This window comes from Pseudomonas sp. WS 5021, assembly GCF_012985535.1.
Taxonomy (GTDB): domain Bacteria; phylum Pseudomonadota; class Gammaproteobacteria; order Pseudomonadales; family Pseudomonadaceae; genus Aquipseudomonas.
This window is the reverse complement of sequence record NZ_JAAQWP010000012.1, coordinates 107,546-128,666: the sequence shown is the minus strand read 5'-3', so window position 1 is coordinate 128,666 and position 21,121 is coordinate 107,546. Positions and strand designations below refer to the sequence as shown.

General features: G+C 62.5%; 21 protein-coding genes. 13 read left to right on the top strand and 8 right to left on the bottom strand.

The genetic code is table 11. The features are described 5' to 3' along the window. Positions 1–312: 312 nt before the first annotated feature. The 3 genes from HBO19_RS28350 to HBO19_RS26905 all read left to right on the top strand — a co-directional run bounded on the left by HBO19_RS28350 (position 313) and on the right by HBO19_RS26905 (position 3,806). Positions 313–756, top strand: a complete 444-nt coding sequence (locus tag HBO19_RS28350; protein WP_178121502.1) for a hypothetical protein — start codon at positions 313–315, stop codon at positions 754–756. Continuing rightward, positions 684–1,955, top strand: a complete 1,272-nt coding sequence (locus HBO19_RS26910; protein ID WP_170042571.1) for a collagen-like triple helix repeat-containing protein — start codon at positions 684–686, stop codon at positions 1,953–1,955. The genes HBO19_RS28350 and HBO19_RS26910 overlap by 73 nt, the downstream gene beginning before the upstream one ends. 168 nt (positions 1,956–2,123) lie before the next feature. Then, positions 2,124–3,806, top strand: coding sequence for a ShlB/FhaC/HecB family hemolysin secretion/activation protein (locus HBO19_RS26905; RefSeq protein ID WP_170058647.1), 1,683 nt, complete (start codon positions 2,124–2,126; stop codon positions 3,804–3,806). Between the two features lie 376 nt (positions 3,807–4,182). On the opposite strand, the gene HBO19_RS26900 is transcribed toward HBO19_RS26905, so the two are convergent. The 3 genes from HBO19_RS26900 to HBO19_RS26890 are packed head-to-tail and all read right to left on the bottom strand — an operon-like array spanning position 4,183 to position 5,052. Then, the gene (locus tag HBO19_RS26900) at positions 4,183–4,371 is read right to left on the bottom strand and encodes a Flp family type IVb pilin (protein WP_169951996.1); all 189 of its coding nucleotides are present in this window, start codon (positions 4,369–4,371) and stop codon (positions 4,183–4,185) included. 44 nt (positions 4,372–4,415) lie between these two features. Beyond that, entirely contained in the window at positions 4,416–4,808 is a 393-nt protein-coding gene (locus HBO19_RS26895; RefSeq protein WP_170042545.1) for a response regulator, read from the bottom strand. A 55-nt stretch (positions 4,809–4,863) separates the two neighbouring features. Beyond that, on the bottom strand, positions 4,864–5,052 hold the full coding sequence (locus HBO19_RS26890) for a Flp family type IVb pilin (RefSeq protein WP_038445716.1): 189 nt from the start codon (positions 5,050–5,052) through the stop codon (positions 4,864–4,866). 326 nt (positions 5,053–5,378) lie between these two features. On the opposite strand from HBO19_RS26890, the gene cpaB reads away from it, so the two are divergent. Genes cpaB through HBO19_RS26850 form a run of 8 tightly spaced genes read left to right on the top strand, consistent with a single transcriptional unit; the run spans position 5,379 to position 12,808 of the window. Then, a complete protein-coding gene (gene cpaB, locus HBO19_RS26885) occupies positions 5,379–6,326 on the top strand; it encodes a Flp pilus assembly protein CpaB (RefSeq protein WP_170042544.1) in 948 nt (315 codons plus the stop codon). Between the two features lie 15 nt (positions 6,327–6,341). Further along, positions 6,342–7,544 carry a type II and III secretion system protein family protein gene (locus HBO19_RS26880; RefSeq protein ID WP_169952002.1) on the top strand — a complete coding sequence of 401 codons (1,203 nt, stop codon included), beginning with the start codon at positions 6,342–6,344 and terminating at the stop codon, positions 7,542–7,544. Further along, positions 7,541–8,734, top strand: coding sequence for a pilus assembly protein (locus HBO19_RS26875; RefSeq protein WP_169952004.1), 1,194 nt, complete (start codon positions 7,541–7,543; stop codon positions 8,732–8,734). The genes HBO19_RS26880 and HBO19_RS26875 overlap by 4 nt, the downstream gene beginning before the upstream one ends. After that, positions 8,731–10,002, top strand: a complete 1,272-nt coding sequence (locus tag HBO19_RS26870) for a CpaF family protein (protein ID WP_169952006.1) — start codon at positions 8,731–8,733, stop codon at positions 10,000–10,002. The genes HBO19_RS26875 and HBO19_RS26870 overlap by 4 nt, the downstream gene beginning before the upstream one ends. 10 nt (positions 10,003–10,012) lie before the next feature. Beyond that, positions 10,013–10,894, top strand: a complete 882-nt coding sequence (locus tag HBO19_RS26865; RefSeq protein ID WP_170058646.1) for a type II secretion system F family protein — start codon at positions 10,013–10,015, stop codon at positions 10,892–10,894. A 1-nt stretch (position 10,895) separates the two neighbouring features. Then, a complete protein-coding gene (locus tag HBO19_RS26860) occupies positions 10,896–11,783 on the top strand; it encodes a type II secretion system F family protein (protein WP_170058645.1) in 888 nt (295 codons plus the stop codon). 10 nt (positions 11,784–11,793) lie between these two features. After that, complete coding sequence (locus HBO19_RS26855; protein ID WP_169952012.1) at positions 11,794–12,516, top strand: tetratricopeptide repeat protein; 723 nt, start codon at positions 11,794–11,796, stop codon at positions 12,514–12,516. 19 nt (positions 12,517–12,535) lie between these two features. Continuing rightward, positions 12,536–12,808 carry a DUF3613 domain-containing protein gene (locus tag HBO19_RS26850; RefSeq protein WP_169952014.1) on the top strand — a complete coding sequence of 91 codons (273 nt, stop codon included), beginning with the start codon at positions 12,536–12,538 and terminating at the stop codon, positions 12,806–12,808. A gap of 126 nt (positions 12,809–12,934) precedes the next feature. Here the strand turns inward: HBO19_RS26850 and HBO19_RS26845 are convergent, their stop codons facing one another. Next, the gene (locus tag HBO19_RS26845) at positions 12,935–13,717 is read right to left on the bottom strand and encodes a response regulator transcription factor (protein ID WP_170058644.1); all 783 of its coding nucleotides are present in this window, start codon (positions 13,715–13,717) and stop codon (positions 12,935–12,937) included. Between the two features lie 126 nt (positions 13,718–13,843). Next, entirely contained in the window at positions 13,844–14,317 is a 474-nt protein-coding gene (locus HBO19_RS26840; RefSeq protein WP_169952018.1) for a prepilin peptidase, read from the bottom strand. A gap of 72 nt (positions 14,318–14,389) precedes the next feature. Between HBO19_RS26840 and HBO19_RS26835 the strand changes: the two genes are divergently transcribed. Together HBO19_RS26835 and HBO19_RS26830 are read left to right on the top strand one after the other, a co-directional pair. Then, on the top strand, positions 14,390–14,827 hold the full coding sequence (locus tag HBO19_RS26835; RefSeq protein WP_169952020.1) for a TadE/TadG family type IV pilus assembly protein: 438 nt from the start codon (positions 14,390–14,392) through the stop codon (positions 14,825–14,827). Next, positions 14,824–17,568 (top strand): ATP-binding protein, encoded by a 2,745-nt coding sequence (locus tag HBO19_RS26830; protein ID WP_170058643.1) that lies wholly within the window; start codon positions 14,824–14,826, stop codon positions 17,566–17,568. The genes HBO19_RS26835 and HBO19_RS26830 overlap by 4 nt, the downstream gene beginning before the upstream one ends. Here HBO19_RS26830 and HBO19_RS26825 read toward each other — a convergent pair. The 3 genes from HBO19_RS26825 to HBO19_RS26815 form a co-directional block, all read right to left on the bottom strand. Next, positions 17,565–19,502, bottom strand: coding sequence for a pilus assembly protein TadG-related protein (locus tag HBO19_RS26825; protein WP_170058642.1), 1,938 nt, complete (start codon positions 19,500–19,502; stop codon positions 17,565–17,567). The two genes, HBO19_RS26830 and HBO19_RS26825, sit on opposite strands and share 4 nt — an antisense overlap. Positions 19,503–19,896: 394 nt before the next feature. Next, on the bottom strand, positions 19,897–20,454 hold the full coding sequence (locus HBO19_RS26820; RefSeq protein WP_170042537.1) for a DUF4136 domain-containing protein: 558 nt from the start codon (positions 20,452–20,454) through the stop codon (positions 19,897–19,899). Positions 20,455–20,499: 45 nt separating this feature from the next. Further along, positions 20,500–21,102 (bottom strand): DUF4136 domain-containing protein, encoded by a 603-nt coding sequence (locus HBO19_RS26815; RefSeq protein WP_029297619.1) that lies wholly within the window; start codon positions 21,100–21,102, stop codon positions 20,500–20,502. Positions 21,103–21,121: the final 19 nt, after the last annotated feature.

The following is a 21,121-nucleotide window of genomic DNA, read 5'->3' as shown; positions in this document are numbered from 1 at the left end:
AAACAACAAACCGCCCCCTATACCCTTGGTATTAATCACCAAGATGCATACCAGCGCCTGTATATAAATCGTTAATACCAAGTTGAGCGTTGCGAGAAAGAGTACCGAAGACTGTTATAGCCACAACGGACGCATGTATTGCCTGCCAAAGAACAGGCGAACTTGCGAAACCAACAAAGGCTGTACCAGGTGCTAAGGAACTCATCATGAAAACTCAAGTCGTGTTGTGGAAGGCAAGTACTGCATTGGCCCTTATCTTGGCGATGAGCCTGGGAGGCTGCAGCAGTGGTGGTGGCGGTCATAAGAGCAGCGTTGCATCCTCCTCCCCGGATGCTGGCGCCGGTACCGGCGGTGGTGGTACGGGTGGTGGTGACGGTGGTGGTACTGGCGGCGGCACTGGTGGCGGCGACGGTGGTGGTACTGGCGGCGGCACTGGTGGCGGCGACGGTGGTGGTACTGGCGGCGGAACCGGCGGTGGCACTGGCGGTGGCGACGGTGGTGGTACTGGCGGCGGCACTGGTGGCGGAACCGGCGGTGGCACTGGCGGTGGCGACGGCGGCGGCACTGGTGGCGGAACCGGTGGTGGCACTGGCGGCGGCACTGGCGGCGGAACCGGTGGTGGCACTGGTGGCGGCACTGGCTCGACCACCAGCCCCCTGGTCACTGGCCAGATTGCAGCCAACCTGGGCGGCACCCTCGGCAATGTCGGTACAGCTATCGGTGGCATCGGCACCACTGTTGGCGGCGTTCCAGTAGTCGGCACTGCCGCAGGCGGCCTGGTGTCCAGCGTTGGCACCGCCGTGGGCAGCGTAGGCACCGGCGTCGGTACTGGCCTGGGCTCCCTGGGCACTAACAGCAACTCCCTGGGCGTTACCGTGGCCGGTGTGGCCAACGGCGTCGCCGACCTGGGCACGGGTGTTTCGAACACTGGCAAAACACTGTCGACCACCCTGGGCGGTATCCCGGTAGTGGGCGGCCTTACCGGCGGCGTCGGTGGGGCAGCCGGCGGCCTGGTGGATAAGGTTGGCCAGGCGGTCACCATGCTCGGCGATACCTTGAGCACCGCCAGCACCACCGGCCCACTGGGGTCGGTCACCAATACCCTGGGCGGCAAAGTGCTGGTGCCTGTGGTCTCGCTGGTGGAAAACACCACCGGCAACCTGGGTAAAGCCACCGGCCTGGGTAACCCGGTCAATGGCCTGCTGGACAAAGTCGGCTCTACCGTCACCGGCCTCGGCACCCAGGTGGCAGGCGCGGGTGGCGCTGGCAACCCGGTAACTGGCGCCTTGGGCAGCGTGCTCGGCGGTGTCGGAGCAGTAGCGGGCACTGCCGGTGGTTACGTCGCACCGTCTGCCGGGACCGGCAGTGGCAGCGCCCCTGCATCCGGTCTGCCTGAACTGGTGGGCGGCCTGGTGGCCAACGTCGGTAACGGCCTGAATGCGGGCAACACCAACGGCACCGTCAGTGCGGGGGGTGTGGCAGGCGGCGCACTGGGCAACACAGTGGCCTCGCTCGGCACAGTGATCGGTGGCAACGGCGTCGCCAACACGGCGGCAACCGCACCGGTGGCAGGCCTGGCAACCAATGTGGGCGCAGCGCTCAACCCTGTGACTTCGGGTGTCAGCAGCCTGACCCAAAACATCGGCACCTCCACTGGTATCGGTGCACCGGTCAACGGCCTGGTGACGCAAGTGGGCGGCGCAGTCAGCGGCCTGGGCGGCAACATCAGCGCGGCCAACGCCAACCCGGTCACCAATACCGTGGGCCAGACCGTCACCGCAGTCGGGGGCGTAGTGTCCTCGGTGGGCGGCCTGGTTACCGGCGGCACCAGTGGTAGCGGCGGGGGCCTGCTGGGCGGTCTGAACATCAATGCCAACGCCAACGCCACGGCGTCTGGTTCGGCCACTACAAACACCGGCGTAGGCGGCCTGCTCAAGGGGCTGACCGGCAAATAGAAGAATTGCACCTGGCCATTAGACGGCCTCCCCTACAGCGCCTACGCTTGGTTGAGACGAGAGATTCCAATGGGTCTCTCGTCTTTTTTATTGGAACTCCCGAACCGTGCCCAAGAACCCGGCGGGACCCTGCGAAATGCCGCTGCAGTTTTGACCATGGAGTGTCCTATGCGCGTTTTGACGCCGTTGTTATTGCTCACCCTCAGCGCTTACGTCCACGCCGAGACCCTACCCAGCTTCCTCAACAGCAACGACACCATCCGCAACCTCCCCGTCCCCAACCTGCCGGCCGACGCCTACCGGCCCGTGACGCCGCAGACCCAGCTACCAGAGACCCCGGCCGCACAAGCGCAACCGCTGCTGATGGACACCAAAGTCACCATCCGCAAGCTGCAGATCGAAGGCGGCACGGTGTATCCGCTGCAAGAAGTCGCCCAGGTTTTCGAGCCGTTGATTGGCCATGAAACCAACCTCGCCCAACTGATCGAAGCGACCCGCAGCATCACCCGGCGCTATCAGCAGGACGGCTACCTGTTGTCCTACGCCTTCCTGCCCGACCAGCGCTTCGAACAGGGCCTGGTGCGCGTGGTGTTGGTCGAGGGTTATATCAAGGACTACCAGGTACAAGGCGACATTGGTTCGGTGTCGGCCTACGTCGACAAGTTGGCGCAAAAGCTCCAGGCCGAACGCCCGCTGACCCGCAAGACTTTCGAGCGCTACACCACCTTGATGGGGCGGATTCCCGGCGTGACGCTGCAAGCGCAAGTACCGCCACCGGGCACCACCGATGGTGCCGCGCACATGAATATCCAGGCCAGCCGCAAACCGTTCACCAGCAGCATGAGCATGACCGACGACAGCCGCGGGGGCCTGCAAGCCTTGATCGCCGGTACCAGCAATTCCCACACATCAATGGGCGAACAAGTCAGCCTCAGCGGCCTGTTCCCGCCGGGGGACGACAAAGAGCATTACTACCGGCTCGACTACAGCCAGTTCATCAATGCCGAGGGCACGCAACTGAGCCTGTATGGCGCGCGCTATCGCAGCGACCCGAGCACCCATATCCGCCTCGACGGCGGCTTCTCGCTCAAGCCACACCGGGAAAACGACCGGTTCTCCATCGGCCTGAGCCACCCGCTGATCGCCTCGCCCAGCGAGTCCCTGACCCTCGGCACTCGCTTCTACGGGGTGAACGACAAGACTCGCTATCAACTGGTCGGTTACCCGCAACGCTTTGACGTGGAAACCGACCTGCGCGCGCTGGCCTTTGAAGGGGATTGGCGCAAGGCCGACAATCGCCAACTGCGCATCCTCAGCGCCGGCCTGTACCAGGGCGTCGACGGCCTGGGCGCAAAAACCCGCAGTGACTTCGAGGGCATAAAGTCCGACCTGGACTTCTTCCGCCTGCGCCTATCCGGGGTGCAGAGCGACAAGTTCTTCGACAACTGGCAAGGCGTGCTCTCGGCGGCGCTGTACTGGAGCGACGACACCCTGCCCGACAGCGAACGGGCGGTGTTCGGTGGGCAGAACTTCGGGCGCGGCTACCCGGATGACCAGGGTTCGGGCGACAAGGGCTGGGGGGTGGCCTACGAGGTGAACTACAGCTACAACCGCGCTGGCGACTGGGTAAGGATCGTGCAGCCTTACGTCGTGCTCGACCGCGCCAAGGCCTGGTTCAACAACCTGCCGGTCAAGGACAGTGACATGTCATCCGCCGCCGTTGGCGTGCGCTTTGGCGATGCCAAGTACTACAACATTGCGTTGGAGGCGGCCAAGCCGATGTCGGATATGGCATTGGACAGTTTTAACCGGCGGCCGCGGTATACCTTGAGTTTCAGCTATCAGCTGTAGGAGCCGGCTTGCCGGCGATGCGGCAATGCGGCGACCCGACAAGCCAGCTCCCACAGGGAAATGCAGCTCTGCGCTGTAGCTCTGCTTTTGATCTTGATCTTGATCTTGATCTCAGGCGCCCCGTCAAACCACGCTGGCCGCAGGCAGGTATTGCGCAGTGGGCACCCCGGCATGGATGCCGGGGTAGCTGCGACACGGCCATGGATGGCCGATCGCGGCGGGCCCACGGAGCAATGCATGACTGCGGGCATGCCGAGCCTAGGCGAGGCACCGAGTGGTGGGGCAAAAGCGCTTTGGTTACTTTCGCGCTCTTCGAAAGTGACCCGCCGTAAGGGCGGAACCAATAGCCGCCGTTACCGCAGCAACGGATATGCCCTCAGGTCAGAGCATCCCCCACCTTGCCAAAGAACGTCGCAATCTGCGGCCCCAGCAACTTCCCAGCCGCCAGCACCACCAGCGCAATCACCACAATCAAAATCACATACTCGATAGCCGTCGCACCGTCCCGGCGGCGCCAGAACAGCATCGACCACGCATACATCCTCAGCAGCAGGGCAAGCAACATAGGGCATCTCCTCAGCAGGGCGCTATGCACGGGCCAACTGTTCCCTACGCCCGGGGGAACAGATTGTTAAGGGTGTCGATCAACCGAACCAGGTAGATGGGTTTGCGAAACAGGTCCAGGACCTGCAAGCGCAGCATGTCACTGACATCATCCATTTCGGCATGGCCGGACATGACAATAACGGGCAGGTGCTGGCGTGACGTGTGCTCACGCAAGCGCTTGATCAGGGAGATGCCACTTTCCTCGGGCATGCGCAAGTCGGTGATAACCAGCGCGATATCAGGATGCAGTGTCAGTTGCTGCAATGCATCTGTGACGGAGTTGGCACAAAAACAAATAAAGCCCTCGTCTCCCAGCGATTCGGCCAGTTCAACGAGGGCATCTTTTTCGTCATCCACCAACAGGATCTGCTGGCGGCTCGCAACAACAGCGCTCATGAGCAATACCTTCCAAGACAATCACTGATGGGCATGCTCAAGGCACTGCTGCCAATCAGGTCAAGGCGGCTCCGACTTTAGCGAACATGGCCGCGATCTGAGGCCCAAGCAATTTACCGGCCGCCAGCACAACCAGCGCGATAACCGCGACAAGAATCACGTATTCAATCGCCGTCGCGCCCTCTTTGCGATGAAAGAACAGTTGGAGTTGGACGTAGAGCTTCATCATGAAGGTAAGGAACATATGACTTCTCCTTTGCGCTTGCTTGCGCAGATCGCGGTGCTGCACGGTGATTGCTGCGTGCCACTAGAGCATTGTCAACAAACCCCACATCAACAACTGTAAGAACGGATTAATCACAAAGTAGTAGTCACAACCTTGGCGTCATGAACCCGTGTTTTAAGGAGCTGCGCGAGGGTTCCAAAATAAATCGCGGACGCTAATGGCATTTTGTCCTAGCTCGGCTACCGTCAAATAGCGAAATCGTTAGATGTTCATAGCTGCCTGGTTGCGAAATCAACTCGTTGGGAAAAACGGGCGCGTGGTGCAACAGGAAAGGGAGAGCCTTCATGAACAGTCGTGTCAGCATGATCCTGGCCGGGTTGTTATTAATCGGTGCGCTGTTTGCAGGCTATTGGGGACTGGTACTGAGTCGTCCGCCTGAGCCGGCAGCCACGCCCGCGCCATCTGGCGTTTCTGTGGAAAAAACCGTCGCCGCCGTCGAAGACCAGACCCGCCAACCCGTGGTGGTCCTGGCCCATGACGTGCCGCCCTATATCGCCCTGACCGCCGCCGACCTGACCCTGGAAAAACTGCGCACCGCCCCGGCCGGCAGCTTGACCAGCCTCGACCAGGCCATCGGCCGCACGCCCTTGAGAGCCCTGCGTGCCGGCACCTGGCTGGATGATTCCAGCTTCAATGCCGGAGGCCCGCTAGCCCGCATGATCCGCCCTGACGAACGCGCCCTGGCGGTGGCCGTCGATGAAGTCATCGGTGCAGCTGGCCAGTTGAGCCCCGGGGATTTTGTGGATGTGCTGCTGTTCCTGCGCCCGGAAGGCACCAACCCCGAGCCCACGTCACAGATCATCGTGCCGGCCCTGCGCCTGCTCAGTGTCGGCGATACCCTCGGCCCGACCAACGATGGCAAGCCCGCCGTTGCGCCGCCCACCACCGATGAAGAAAAAGCCCGCCAGGCACAACGCCAGGCAAGCCCACCGCGAACCGTAGTGCTGGCAGTGCCGGAACAGTTGATGAGCCGCTTGATGCTGGCCACCAGCGTCGGCGCCTTGCGCCTGGCGGTACGCAGTGCCGATGAACAATTGCTGAGCCAGTACTGGGCCGGGGACAACGAGGCCTTCGCCAAACTGCAAAGCGCCAATCGCGAGCTGTACCAGTTCACTCAACTGGCCATGCTCGGTGCGCCGAAAAGAGTCGCACAGGCTGGAGCCACCAACGAACCCCGGCGCTCCGGCATCGAGGTCATACGCGGTAACCAAGCGATCCAACAAAATCCCTGAGCAAGGATGCCTTGAATGCGCCATCGATTTGCACCTGCGTTCACGCAAATGGCCTGGGCACTGATGCTGTCCAGTCTGCCTGTAAGCCTGGCGTTCGCGGCTACCGACAGTTGCAGCGGCCTGGGCGCCCTGCCTGCCGTGGTCGAGGTCGGCGAAGGCCTGCAACAGACCCTGCAATCGCCTGTAGCGATCACCCGGCTGGCCATCGGCGACCCGAAAATCGCCGATGTACACCTCAACGGTGACCGCGCCTTCCTGCTCACCGGCGTTGCCTCGGGCGCTACCAGCCTGATGGTCTGGACCCACTGCTCCAGTGCGCCGCGCCAAAGCATGGTGTTCGTCAAGGGCAAGGCCAGCTCAAGCCTGACCAGCCAGGCCCTGGCGCCGTCCGACGACCCATCCCTGCCGAGCCAGGTGCAGACCGATATCCGCTTTGTCGAAGTCAGCCGCACCAAGCTCAAGGAGGCCAGCACGTCGATTTTCGGCGGCACCCGCAACTTCCTGTTCGGCAGCCCGCGCACAGCCGGGATGAGCCTGCCGCTGGATAACGAGAGTTTTAACATCGGCATCGGCGGCGGGCGCTTTTCGGCGCTGATCAATGCCCTGGAACGCAGCGGTTTTGCCTACACGCTGGCGCGGCCGAGCCTGGTTGCCATGAGCGGGCACAGTGCGACCTTCCTTGCCGGTGGCGAAGTGCCGATCCCAGTGCCCAGTGCCGGCAGCGACACCATCTCCATCGAGTACAAAGAGTTCGGTATCCGCCTGACCCTGACCCCCACCGTGATCGACCGCACGCGGATTTCCCTCAAGGTCGCACCGGAAGTCAGCGAGCTGGATTACGCCAACGCCTTGCAGGTAGAAGGCATCCAGGTACCGGCCCTGACGGTGCGGCGTACCGACACCACGGTGTCCCTGGCCGATGGCGAAAGCTTTGTGATCAGCGGCCTGATCAGCAATAACAACCGCTCCACCATCAGCAAGTTTCCAGGCCTGGGCGATATACCGATCCTTGGTGCGTTTTTCCGTGACAGCAACGTCAGCCGCGAGGAAAAAGAGTTGCTGATGATCGTTACCCCGCACCTGGTCCAACCCCTGGCCGCCAACGCGCGCCTGCCGTCCCTGCCCGGGGAAAAACTGCGCAACTACGATCCCAACTGGTATCGCCTGTACTTCCTGGAAAACGGCAACTTCGACCGACGCACAGGACTTTCCCAATGAGCGATAGCCTGAGCCAGACGTTCCTGGCAATCACCCGCAACACCACCGACCTGGAATGGCTGCAAGGCGCCCTGGCACCCCTGGGCCAAGTGGTCAGTGCCGGTGGTGGCAGCCTCGACGAACTGCTGGCCCTGGTGGACGTGACCTTCGCCAACCTGGTGTTCGTCGGCCTGGACCGCGAACATGTAGTGGCCCAGAGCGCCTTGATCGAGGGAGCCCTGGAAGCCAAGCCGATGCTGGCCATCGTCGCCCTGGGCGACGGCATGGACAATCAATTGGTACTCAACGCGATGCGTGCCGGGGCGCGGGATTTTGTCGCCTATGGTTCACGCTCCAGCGAAGTCGCCGGCCTGGTGCGGCGCCTGAGCAAACGCCTGCCGCCAGTCGCCCACAATGCGCACCTGGGCGGCCTGACGGTGCTGTATGGCACCCAGGGCAATGCCGACGGCGCCCTGCTCGCCAGCCACCTGGCGATGGTGGTGCAAAAGAGCGGTCAACAGACCCTGCTGCTGGACCTGGGCCTGCCCCGTGGCGACAGCCTGGCGTTGCTGGGCCTGGAAAGCTCGTTCAACTTTGGCGACGCCCTGCGCCACCTGCGCCGCCTGGACACCACGCTGATCAACAGCGCCTTTACCGCCACCGAAGGTGGCCTGCGCATCCTCGCCTACACCGAAAGCGACGACCCCCTGGAACTGACCAGCGCCGCCGAGCTGTACATGCTGCTCAGTGCCCTGCGCCAACACTTCCAGCACATCGTGGTAAACCTCACCGGCCAGCGCGACAGCGAAGCCCTGCGCACTTTTGTCAGCCACTGCGACAAGCTCTTGTGGTGCACCGACCAGAATGTCCTCGACTGCCGACGCAACCTGGCGGTACTCAATCAGTGGCGGGAAAAGGGTATGAAGCTGGACCATGCACGGCTGCTGATCGACCGCTATCTCAAGGGCGCCGCACCGGACAGCGAGGCCCTGGAAAAGAGCTTCGGCCTGGAAGTCATCGCCGTGCTGCCATTGAGCCCGGAAGTGCGCCTGAACGCCAAGAACCAGGGGCAAACCTTGTTCAGCCTGGCGCCCAGGGAGACCCTGACGCAAAACCTGAAGGTCTTGGGCGAACGCCTGGCCAAGCGCTCCGAAGGTCTTGAAAAACCTTCCACCCGCTGGTTTGAGCGGCTGCGGGGGACCATCAAATGAACGGCGAAAAGCTCTTCGGCGCGCCTGCCCGTGGGCTAGGCAGCGCCGTGGATCACGACGGCCTGAAACTGGTGCTGCACCGCTACATCATCGATGCCATCGAAGAGTCGGGGAAAAACCTGCTGGAAGGCTCGCGCCAATCCCTGGCGCAATTTGTCATCGACAAGGTGTCCGAATACATCACGCGCATGCACCTGGCGATTTCCCGTTATGAGATGGAGCGCCTGGCCGAGGAAATCGTCGATGAACTGACCGGTTTCGGCCCGCTGGAAGTGCTGTTGCGCGACCCGTCAGTGACCGAGATTCTGGTCAACGGCCCACACCGGGTGTTTGTCGAACGGGACGGCCTGTTGCACCAGAGTGACCTGCGTTTTATCGACGCCCACCATGTGGAGCGGGTCATGCAACGCATCCTCGCGCCATTGGGTCGGCGCCTGGATGAATCTTCGCCGATGGTCGACGCCCGGTTGCCCGATGGCAGCCGGGTCAACGCGATCATCCCGCCGATTGCCCTGGACGGTCCGTGCCTGTCGATTCGTAAGTTTCGCAAGGACATGCTCAAGAGCAGCGACCTGGTAGCGATGCAGACCATCGACCAGTCGATTTTCGAGTTTTTCCAGGAGGCGGTGGGCAAGCGCTGCAATATCCTGATCAGCGGCGGCACCGGCACCGGCAAGACCACCTTGCTCAATATTCTCAGCCAGTTGATCAACCCCCACGAACGCCTGGTGACCATCGAAGACGTCGCCGAACTGCAACTGGGCCACCCCCACGTGGTGCGCCTGGAAACCCGTCCGCCCAATGCCGAGGGGCACGGTGAGGTGAAGGCCAGCGACCTGATCCGCAACGCCCTGCGGATGCGCCCGGACCGCATCATCCTCGGTGAGATCCGTGGTGTGGAAGTGCTGGATGTGATGACCGCAATGAACACCGGCCACGACGGCTCCATGAGCACCGTGCACGCCAACAACGCCCAGGACGCCCTGTTGCGCCTGGAAACCCTGGTGGGCCTGACCGGGCGGGTGGTCGCGGAGAAAACCCTGCGCCAGATGATCTGCGCGGCGCTGGATGTGGTGATCCAGCTGACCCGCCTGCCAGACGGCCGGCGCTGCGTCAGTGAAGTGGTGGAAGTGGTGGGGGTGCGCGATGACGTGTATGTCACCAACACCCTGTTCCGCCATGACCGGCGCACCGGCTTCGGCTTCCTGCGCGAGGCCGTCAACCCGGCGGGTGACAAACTGCGCCGCGAATCCGCCCTGCCGCTATAGGAGCGTCACCATGACCGGCGCCATCCTGATGTTCAGTTGCGTGATCCTGATTGGCGTGTCGCTGCACCTGTTCCTCAGTGGGCTGCGCCAGGCAGAAACCGACCGCGTCCTGGAACGGCTCGCCGAAGGCCAACCGCTGCTGGCCGAAGAGCGCGGGCGTTGGGTCGGCCTGGAGCGCATGTTCCAGCGCGCGGGCCTGGGCAAACCCACCGACAGCCTGGGCCTGTGGGTGACCTGCTGGGTGTTGGGCGCAGTCCTGGGGTTCCTGGTGTGGAGCTGGGTCGGCCTGCTCTGCATGGTGTTGCTGCCGCCGCTGCTGCTGCGGCTGTACATCGCCTGGCGCTATCGGCGGCGGGTGAAGCGGATGATCGAACAACTGCCGCAAGTGCTCGACCATACCGTGCGCAGCCTGAAGTCCGGACGTACCCTGGCCGACGCCTTACTGGGTGCGATCGACAGCACCGAGGAGCCCTTGAAGCCCGCCATGGGGCGTATCCAGCGCAATGTGCAACTGGGGGTCAGCCTGCCCGAGGCCGCCAGTGATTTTGCCGAGTTCTACGAGCAAGACGAGTTCCGCATGCTTGCCCTGGGCCTCAAGGTCAACCACCGCTACGGCGGCAATGCCAGTGACTTGCTGGAGAACCTGATCAAGGTGATCCGCGAACGGGAACAGGGCGCGCGGCAATTGCGCGCCATGACCGGCGAGACGCGCGTTACCGCTTTTGTCCTGGCGGGCATGCCGATCGCCATGGTGGGCTATTTCATGCTGATCAACCCAGGCTACCTGCTGACCATGTGGAACGACGACAGCGGCCGCTACATGCTGCTGGCTGCGCTGACCATGCAGGTGCTGGGCTGCCTGACGATGTGGCGCATGTTGCGGAGTATTTGAGATGGTCCTGCTGATCAGTGCCTTGTTGTTTTTGGCTGCGCTCACGCTGATCGCCGGCCAGTTGCTGGCCCAGCGTCGCCGCGAGCGCCTGGTCAACCAGCGCCTGCAAGGCCAACTGGTGCGCCGCGACCGGCTCGGCACCCTGCTCAGCCAGTTTGGCAGCAGCCAACTGGCCCAGCGCTCGGTGAGCATGGATAACGAAACGCAGATCCTGCTCAACCGCGTGGGCTGGCGCAAAGCCAATCAGCGCTCGATCTTCGCCGCCTGCCAGATTGGCGTGCCGCTGGTGCTGGCCGGGCTGATCCTGGTGGGTGAGGAACTGATCTTTCCCGGCGCCGACTCCCCGTGGATCGCGCCCCTGCTCGGCCTGGGCGTGGGCTACCTGATACCCAAGCGCATCCTCGCCAGCGCGGCCAAGGCCCGCCAGCAGCAAATCTCCCGTGAGGTGTCGACCTTCATCCCGCTGCTGCGCATTCTGTTCGAGTCGGGCATGGCGGTTGAACAGTCGCTGCGGGTATTGAGCGTTGAAGCTCAGCGCCTGCTGCCCGCGCTGACCCAGGAGCTGCGGCTGATCCTGGCACGGGTCGACTCCGGCCTGGAACTGAGCGAGGAACTGGGCAAAACTGCCCGGCTGCTGGCCGTGGACGAATTCACCGACACCTGCATCATTATCCAACAACTGATCCAGCAGGGCGGCGGCGCCATGAAGTCGCTGCTGGCCCTCAAGCAACTGCTCGATGACCGCCGCTTGACCCGCTTGCAGGAATTCATCTCGAAGATGTCGGCCAAGATGTCGGTGGTGATGATGGTCTTCCTGTTTCCCGCTTTATTGATTGTGCTGGGGGGGCCGGCATTTATTGCGATCTCCCGGGCCCTGAGCAGTTTTTGAGGAGCGCTCGATGAAAGCACTGATTGCAGGCCTGGGCCTGCTGATGCTCGGCGGCTGTGCCAGTAACGGCCAGACGCCGTGGTCGGCGCTGATGACCCCGGGCAGTTGTGCCAAGCCCAGCGCCGAGCAGGAGCTGTCGCTGAACCTGGCCGACGACATGGCCAATGAAGGAAAGATGCACGCCAGCCTGGCCAACCTGCAAAGCCTGCCGGAGTCTTTGCCGCAAGTGCGCCAGCGCAAGGCCAAGGTCTACCGCCTGCTCGGGCGCAGTGAAGCGCAACCGCTGTACCGCAGTCTGCTGGGCACCTGCATGGCGGCCGAAGGGGAACACGGCCTGGGTCAACTGGCGGCGGCCCAGGGCGACAACGCCCAAGCCTTGGCCCATATGCAACGGGCGGCGCAACTGGCGCCCACCGATGAAAAAATCCGCAACGACCTGGGGGTGGTCTACCTCAACCAACGGCGCCTGGAAGAGGCGCGCTTTGAGTTCATGACGGCCATGGAGCTCAAGCAAAGCGATCAACTGGCGGCGGTCAACCTGGTGACCCTGCTGATCTACCAAGACAACTGGGGCCAGGCCGCACAACTGGCCAGCCAAGTGGGCCTGAGCCCCGAGCAGGTCACCGAGGCCCAGGCCCGGGCCGAGAAACTCAAGGCCGCCGGCACGCCGGCTGCCAAGGCCAAGGACCAGGTCGCAGCGGCCAGCGATGCACCGCCCGCACTAATCAAGTAAGCGCTTGAAGGAGCCGATGATGAAATTCCCCTACCTCGCCAGCCTGACGCTGCTGGCCCTGCCCCTGACGGTACTGGCCATCGAGCCTGGGCCCTCGTCCAAGGCCCAGCAGGAAACGGAGAACTGGCTGAGGCTGCAAGTCGACGGGCAAGCCGCCTCACCCACGGTACAGAGGGCAACGCCCGCCGAACGTGAACTGGCGATACAGCGTTTGCTGGAGAGCAAGAAATTCGCGATCCCCGAAAAGTTCGACGAAGACAACGCAAGCGGGGGCTCGGGCAGTAGCAAATAAACCACAGCCACTGGAGAAATGTGGGAGCGGGCTTGCCCGCGATGGCGGTGTGTCAGCCGATACATGCCCTGGCTGATCCGATGCTATCGCGGGCAAGCCCGCTCCTACAGGGCTGTACGCAAAGCTTCAGTGCGCCGTCACCCGCTGGCGCAATGCCGAGTTGCTCGGTGACAGCGCCAACGCCAGTTGGGTGCGGTTGTGCATATGGGTCAAGCGCAACACCTGGGACACGTACAACTTGACCGTGTTCTCGGTAATACCCAGCTCGCAGGCAATCTGGTAGTTGGTCTGGCCCTTGCCCACCAGCCGCGCGACGTCCAGTTGCCGGGGCGACAACTGATTGAAGATCGCCGGCACCTCCAGGCGCTCGGCCTCCTCGCTTGACCCTTCGCCCTCGGCTTGCGGCGCCGGGCCGCGACGGACCTTGTCCAGGTCCTGGTACAAGTCATCGATGGACTCGGAAAGATATTGCAGCTTCTGATTCAAGTTCCCCAGGTGCAGATTCTTGTGGCGCTCTTCCAGGGCGGCCTCCTGGCGCTGCAAGCCTTCGAGCAACTCATTGAGGTTGATGGGCTTTTGGTAGTAATCGGAGATGCCCACGCGCAAGGCCTTGATCACGTCCTGCTTGTCCGCCCGGCCAGTGAGCATGATGGCTTCGAAGGCACGCTGCTTGCCGGCAATTTTCTGCAGGGCCTGCACCAACTCAATGCCGTCCATGTCCGGCATATGCAGGTCACACAGCACCAGGCCGATCTGCGGGTCTTCACTGAAGCGTTGCACGGCCTGCTGGCTGGAGCCACACGGGACACAGCGATAACCGCTGCTTTCAAGAAATTCGCAAAGCTCCTCCACAATCAGCGGTTGATCGTCGACCACGAGCACTTTTACTGCAGATGTAAGCTTGTTCACGCGCTACTCCATGCCTGGCAAGCCAAAGATTGACCTATCCGTTCCGAGGAACTTTCCTAATTACCGGTACAAATAAACGTAGACGTACTTTGCGACTATGTACATAGCGATATAGAGCGCCCGCGACTAATGGAGCCACGGCCAGGCCAAGGTAAAACCCACTAAAAGAAACGGTGCAAAGGGCAGTTTTTTTGACGGATCCACCACCAGGTAACCCAGGCGCGCTCTAACGCCTTGACTGGCAAGCGGTAACAGCCGAGGCCCATAGACCAGCCAGGCGACATTGGCCGCGCCGGCCCCGATCAGCGACCACAACAGGTAGGTCGAATTCGACGCCAGCGCCAACGCCGCGAGCATCTTCACATCCGCGGCCCCCAGGCGCCCGAGGGCGTAGCCGGGCAGCGTCAACAGCAGCGCCAGGATCAACGCCCACAGCCCTTCAGACCGGGACGTGCCGAGCCAGGTGCTACCGCTCCACAGCAGATAGAGCAGCGCCAGCAACGCCACGCCCAGGGTCAGGCGATTGGCGATCTGTCGCTGGCGAATATCCTGCATTGCACACAACACCAACCAGACAACTACCACGAGGCCTTGGATCACGTAAAAACCGTCCCTTTTTGCCGATTGATTCTATGCTGATATCAGGTAGTAGCAGTCAGGGTAGTCGCAGTGATGAAAACCAGCCTCCCTAGAAAGCAAAAAGGCGCCGTCGCCATCGAATTTGCGGCAGTGTTCGTGATTTTTTTTGCCGTGTTCTATGCCATGGTCAGCTATAGCCTGCCGCTGTTGCTGCTGCAGTCGTTCAACCAGGCTACCGCCGAAGCCGTGCGCCGCAGCGTGGCACTGGACCCCAGCACCCCCAACTACAATGCGGCGCTGATCCTGCGGGCGACCCAGACCGTGCAAAGCCAATTGCAGTGGATCCCCGCGACGTTCCAGTTCCAGGCGGCCCATATCAATCCGACCTACACCGCAGGCGTGTTGACCGTCGAGATCAACTACCCCTCGGCCAACCTGAAGAACGTCCTGCCGTTTATCGTGCTGCCGGGCATTGGCACGGTGCCCCGCTTGCCGACCACGTTGCACGCCCAGTCGAGCCTGCAATTTTGAACTCCGGTGACAAAATCTTCGGCAGGCTGCTGGGCCGCAGCAGCGCCCAGGCCCTGGAGACGCCCGCCAGCCCACCGGCGCAAGGCTTGCACCTGCGCCTGGACCCGCAAGGTCATGTGCTGGATATCAGCCGGGCATTGCACCCACAGTTGGCCCGTCACCTTGGCGCCCCGGCTCACCCGCTGTTGCGCGACCTGCTGTGCCTGCCTGGCGCCCTGAGCATCGAAGGCACGCCCGCCGACTGGCAGCGGCACAGCCTGGACCTGGATTTCCAGGGTGCCGCCGATACCATCCTGCATACCCGTGGCTGGATCGAGCCGGACGGCGATGGCTGGATCCTGCGCCTGCTGGATATCAGCGACCTACTGAGCGGCCGGCAATTGGCCCAGCAGCGCGAACAGAACCACCAATTGGCCAGCCAGATGAGCGAGCAGCTGCGCGTCTGCAGCCTGACACGCCTGCCGCAAGTGTTCAGCGAGCACCTGCGCAACCTGGCCCAGCGCTGGCATATCCCGTGCGTGGCGATGGTCCTGCTCGACCAGCAGGACCAGGACTGGCTGGTCTACAGCGGCTACAGCGCCCACGACGCGCCGCAGTTGTGGGAACCGGGCCAACGCCTGGGTACCTGCCTGGACAGCCTCAACGGCAACACCGCGCTGAGCCTGAAAACCCTCCAGGGCCGCAGCGAACACCCGCGCCTGTACAGCGTGTTTGGCAGCGCCGAGGGCCTGCTGGTGCCCTATCGCGATAGCCAGGGGGTGGCCGCCTGGTTGCTGTGCGGGTTCTACAGTGGCCACCCCGACGTCAGCGAACGTGACTGGCTGAACCTCGCCGCCGCCCTCGCCGCCCCTTTGCTCAGCCGCCTGCGCGAGCAACGTCATCACCAACAACTGGAACGGGTGGAAGCCTTGCAAGGCCTGCTCGGTACCGGCTGGTGGGAATTGCTGGAAAGCGGTGAAGAAATCCTGCTGGCCCCACAGCTGATGCGCAGCCTGAGCCCGGAAGATGCACCGACCAAACAGGTACTGGCCAACTGGCTGGAACTGATCCACCCCGCCGACCGCCAGGAACTCAACAGCCGCCTGCAAGACCTGCAAACCCTGGGCAAACCCTTGTTGACCAGCGTGCGCCTGCTGCGCAGCGACGCCAAGCAGAACCCCATCTGGTACCGCGTCCAGGGCCAGGTGCTGGGTGCCGGCGAGCAGCGCCGCTGGATCGGCTTCATGCTCGACATCAGCGACATCAAGAACCAACAATTGCAGGCCGCCGCCGCCCATGCGCGCCTGGACAACCTGATCGCCAGCTCCCCGGCGGTGATCTACGTGCAGCGCTACGTCAACGGCGCGCTGCACCCGGCGTTCTTCAGCGACAGCCTGCTGCCGCTGCTGGGCTGGACCCTGGCCGAATGCACCCACGACACCTCCGTGGAATGGGTACACCCCGAAGACCGTGACCTGTACTTCGAACGCACCCGGCAGTTGCTGCGCGAAGGCAGCGTGCGCAGTCGCTACCGCGTGCGCGATCGCCAGGGCAACTACCACTGGCTGCTGGACGAAGCCAAGCTGCTGCGCGACGACCTCGGCTTGCCGGTGGAGGCCGTCGGCCTGTGGCTGGACGTCACCGAAGCGACCCTGGCGGCGCAACAGATCAAGGACAGCGAAGAGCGCTATCGCATCCTCGTCGAAGACTCACCGGCGATGATCTGCCGCTACCGCCCGGACCTGACCCTGACCTTCGGCAACACGCCCCTGGCCAACTACCTGGAATGCACGCCGGCCCAGTTGCCGGGGATCAACCTGGGCCACTGGTTATCTGAAGAACAGCGCAACGCCTTTGTAAAACGCATCGGCCAGTTGAGCCCGGAATTCCCCGTCAGTACGGCTGAAATCAGCCTGCAACTGCCGGGGCGCGAACATGCGTGGTGGGTCTGGTCGGACCGTGGCGTATTCGACGAACACGGCCAGTTGCAGGAAGTCCAGGCCGTGGGCCGCGACAACACCGAAGTGCGTCGCTCCCAGCAGCAACTGACCCAAAGCGCAAAAATGGCCACCCTCGGCGAAATGGCCACCGGCCTGGCCCATGAGATCAACCAGCCGCTGAATGTGATGCGCATGGCCATCGTCAACGTGCTCAAGCGCCTGGGCAACGGCGACGTGCAGATCGACTACCTCACGGAAAAACTCCAGCGCATCGACGCCCAGGTCCAACGCGCCGCCCGGGTGGTGGACCACATGCGCGTGTTCGGCCGCCGCTCGGAGGTCGAGCAACAACCCTTCGACCCGGCCCAGGCGGTGGAAGGCACCCAGTCACTGCTGGGCGAAGGCCTGCGCGGCAAAGGCGTGGACCTGCGCATCACGCCGATGGACTTGGGCGTACAGGTCAACGGCCATGTCGACCAACTGGAACAGGTACTGATCAACCTGGTGGTCAACGCCCGCGATGCACTGATGGCACGCCACGAAAAAAACCACGACTTCCACCCCTGGATCGCCCTGTACAGCGAACACGACAGCCGCCATGTGCGCATCTGGGTCGAAGACAACGGCGGCGGCATCGATGCGCGGTTGCTGGAGCGGATTTTCGAGCCGTTCTTTACCACCAAACCGATTGGCGTCGGCACCGGGCTGGGGTTGTCGGTGAGCTACGGCATTGTGGAAAACATGGGCGGACGCCTGAGCGTCGCCAACAGTGAACAGGGGGCGCGGTTTTGTGTGGAGTTGCCGGTGGTGGGTGGGGGTTAGATCACAAGGTAGGCGCGGCCCATGTGGCAGGTGAGGTTGGCGCCGACTTCGGCATTGCCAAGGTTGATGCCCAGAGCGCTCAGTAGCGTATTGACGATAGGGTCCAGCAGCGGCGACAAAAGCCCTTGGACGAGCCCGACCAGTGTCGTGGTGATTGTTGTCAGGAGTGTCGCCACACCTGCCAGTGCACCATTTGGCACAGCCGGGGCGGGTGGCGGTGCATAGGTCACCTGAAGGCCACTCAGTGTGGCGCCCAGGCTATTGATGATGTTGATGCTGGAAATACTTTTATAGGTCGGCAGAGTATTCATTTCTGCCACCGGTGAATAAAACAGGCTTTCTGTTCTCTGCCCCACAGTTGATTGTGCCTTTAACAAAAAACCGCCGCCGACGTTGGCTTTGCGTGGGTCGCAGCCCCCCAGCAAGGTGCAGTGCTGGGTCCCGATATCGATCAGGCGGATCGGCTGGACATCGACCGGTGTCGACGAGGAAAACGCCTTGGCCGGGTCAATGTTGCCGACGGCCAGAGTGGCCATGGAACTCGTGGCCAAGGCGGTCAGCGTCTTGCTGGCGGACGTTGCACAGGTGAAGTCGGTGACATGGCTTTCGCCGCTGGCGGCTTCGATGTAGATATCCAGCTTGCTGGCAATATCTACATCCGTGCGCTCGCAAGACAACGTACACAAAAGAGCGTTTACGATAGCGGCCAGATCCAGGTTCAAAAGGCCCTTCACCACTTTGGTCACCGGGTCGGTCAAGGCTGACAGCCCCGACAGCACTGAAGAAACCGTCTTCAGTATCGGCGCATCCACCGAGATCAACGTGCGCACTTGCGCAGTCCGCACAGAAATCTGATTGGTTCCCGTGGCCAAGCCTGCCTTGGCCAGGGCCGGGTTGCCGATGGCGGAAAGCTGTGGCGGCTCCATCACTTTGGTTTTGACTGAGAAGGTGGCGATCAGTGGCACGCTTAACTGAAAATCGGCCCTCACCAGGCTATTGCCATTGGAAAGCTGGACCACGCCCTGTAGCAATTGGAACAACTGCACATCCGTGTTCAAGGCTGCGGTGGGCGTGCCGGTGGCGACATCTAACAGATCGCCCAGCTTGAGCACTTTGGTGTTCGGCGCAATCGCCTCGATGGCAAGCACGTTGGTGATGGTCGCAGCTACCGCCGAGCCATTGGCTTGCAAAACCTTGACCGCCGCGTCGATCAGTTGCGTCGCCGACACGGCAGTGTTGAGCAGCGTCGTATAGTCACCCGCCGCCACATTCGCTTGAATAGCCAGTTGGTCCAAGTAACTGAGCAGGTTCACATTGGTATTGATCAAGCCCTGCCAACCCACGGCGGTCAGGGAAAGGCTACCGCCGAGCAAGCCACCGATGGTTTTGTTCAAGATGTCTGATTGAGCCGAATTGATCGTCAGCAACGAGCTGCGAATCGTCAACTGCGCCACCGGTGGCGCCAGTGCCGCCACTGCTGTCGCAGTCAACGTAGTACTTGCGTTGTACGTCCCGCTGAACAACTTCCACACCCCGTTGGCGATACCCGTGGTGACGGTGCGGCTCGCGACTACGCGGATGGCCTCATTCTTGGTGGCATCCGCCGTAAATACACGGGTGTTGAGGCCATTGGTCAACAACGTCCCACACGTCACCGCCAGCGCGCGGCTGTTGTCATTGGCGACAACGGTGAAACCATTGCGGGTGGCATTCTGCTTGGCGTAATCGACGGCGGTGGTACTGCCTGAACACTGCCCGCCACGGTTGGCGGCTTCCAGGGCGGCGGTGTCGGCGATGGCTTGCAGCTTGCGTTTTTCCAGGTACAGGCGGCCGCTATCGACCACCAGCAACAGAAATACCAGAGCCAATGCCAGGGTGCCGGCGAATACCAGACCGATTGCGCCACGTTGGCCAGAACGAAGTCGGGGAGACATCGAGCACTCCTTTGCCGGCGAACTGCCGAGCGCTTACTCTCCTGTAGTCAACAGCAGTGTAGACAAGGCTTGCAAGGTACGCTGGCAAGTCGCCACTTTGGCGACTGACGGAAAGAAACACCGCTCGACGCTGGCTAGTCCGGCCGCTGCATGGCAGTGATGCCGGCACCTCGGTGTATCGAGTTGTACGGAGTCGATCCCATCGCAGCCTCGCCGGGGCTCGACAGCTCCCACAGGGGAGCCGCGACACCTGCAAATCTGTCTTGGCAACACAGATCGAATGTGGGAGCTGTCGAGCCTCGGCGAGGCTGCGATGGGATCGCCTCGGTGTACCTGTTAAACCGCAGCGCCCGGATCGCCGTGATGCAGCGGCCCTACACGGACCGAGTACGACTTAGCGAGGCGGGTAGTTGGACAGCACTTTGGTCACCGTCGCCCGGATCGCCGCATTGCGGTCCTGGGGGTTGGGCGAGCTGCTCATCATCTGTTCGTCACTGCCGCGCCATACCAACTTGCCGTCCTTGCCGTCGAGCAGGTCGATCTGGAGGGTGGCGACCTTGTAGGTGACGTTGCGGGTTTCGTTGTACATCGGCGCACCCCAATAGCCATTCCACGGGCCGCCCCAGGCGCCACCGTAGTTGGTGGTGACTTGCTGCTGGCGATCCTCGACGATCAGGTAGGCCTGCACGTTCACATCAGCCTTGGCCCCCGGGGCCGCCGGGCGCAAGCCGCGCTGGTCGAGTTGGTCGGCCACCGCCTGGCGGATGCGCTGTTCGGTGAGGTCGCTCTTGATCCGTGGATCATCGGGGCGGTACTGCAACGCTGGGTCTTTCCAGGCCCAACTGCGGTAGGCGGCAAAGTCGCGACTGGCGTCAAAATCGTGGTTGACCTGGCTGGTCTGGCATCCGCCCAAAAGCACGGCAAAAGCGAGCAAAGCGATACGACGCAACATGGTAGTTCTCCAAAGGGCAAACCGAACCTGAGATGAGAATAGCTGTTAACTCGGAGGATACGCCGTCATGGCCTTCTGCACAGCCTGGCGCAACGCATCGCCGCGTTCACTCAGGCTGCCCTGGCTGCCCGTTTCGGCGCTGGCGCTCCATACCGGCTGGCCCGTGCGGGCGTCGAACAGGTTGACGCGCACCACCACCACTTGCACTTCATAGGTGCGCACGATCGGCACCGAGTTGTACATGCCATAGCCGTTGCCATAGCGGTTGTAGCCACCGTAGCCGTAGCCATAATCGTCCTGCACCTGGCGCAGGCGTTTTTCCAGATGCACATCGGCGCTGACCAGCAAGTCCGGCGCGCGCTGGTCATGTACCGGCCGCAGGCCGCGTTGGTCGAGGGCGCCGCTGACGGCTTCGGCGATCTGTGCAGGATCTGCCCAGGCCGAGCCCGCCGGCAACTGGCCGTTGCGCCAGGCCCAATTGCGATAGGCGCCGTAGTCACGCACCGGCGCCGGGTAGGCGCTGGCATCAAAGGTGTTGGCCGCCTGGGCAGGCGCCGGTGGCATGGGCTTGGAGGCCGCGACATACGGATTGTTGCTGGAGCAGGCACCCAGCCCCAGGCACAGCAGGATCAATGCACAGCGCTTCATTTCGATCTCCGCAGACTGG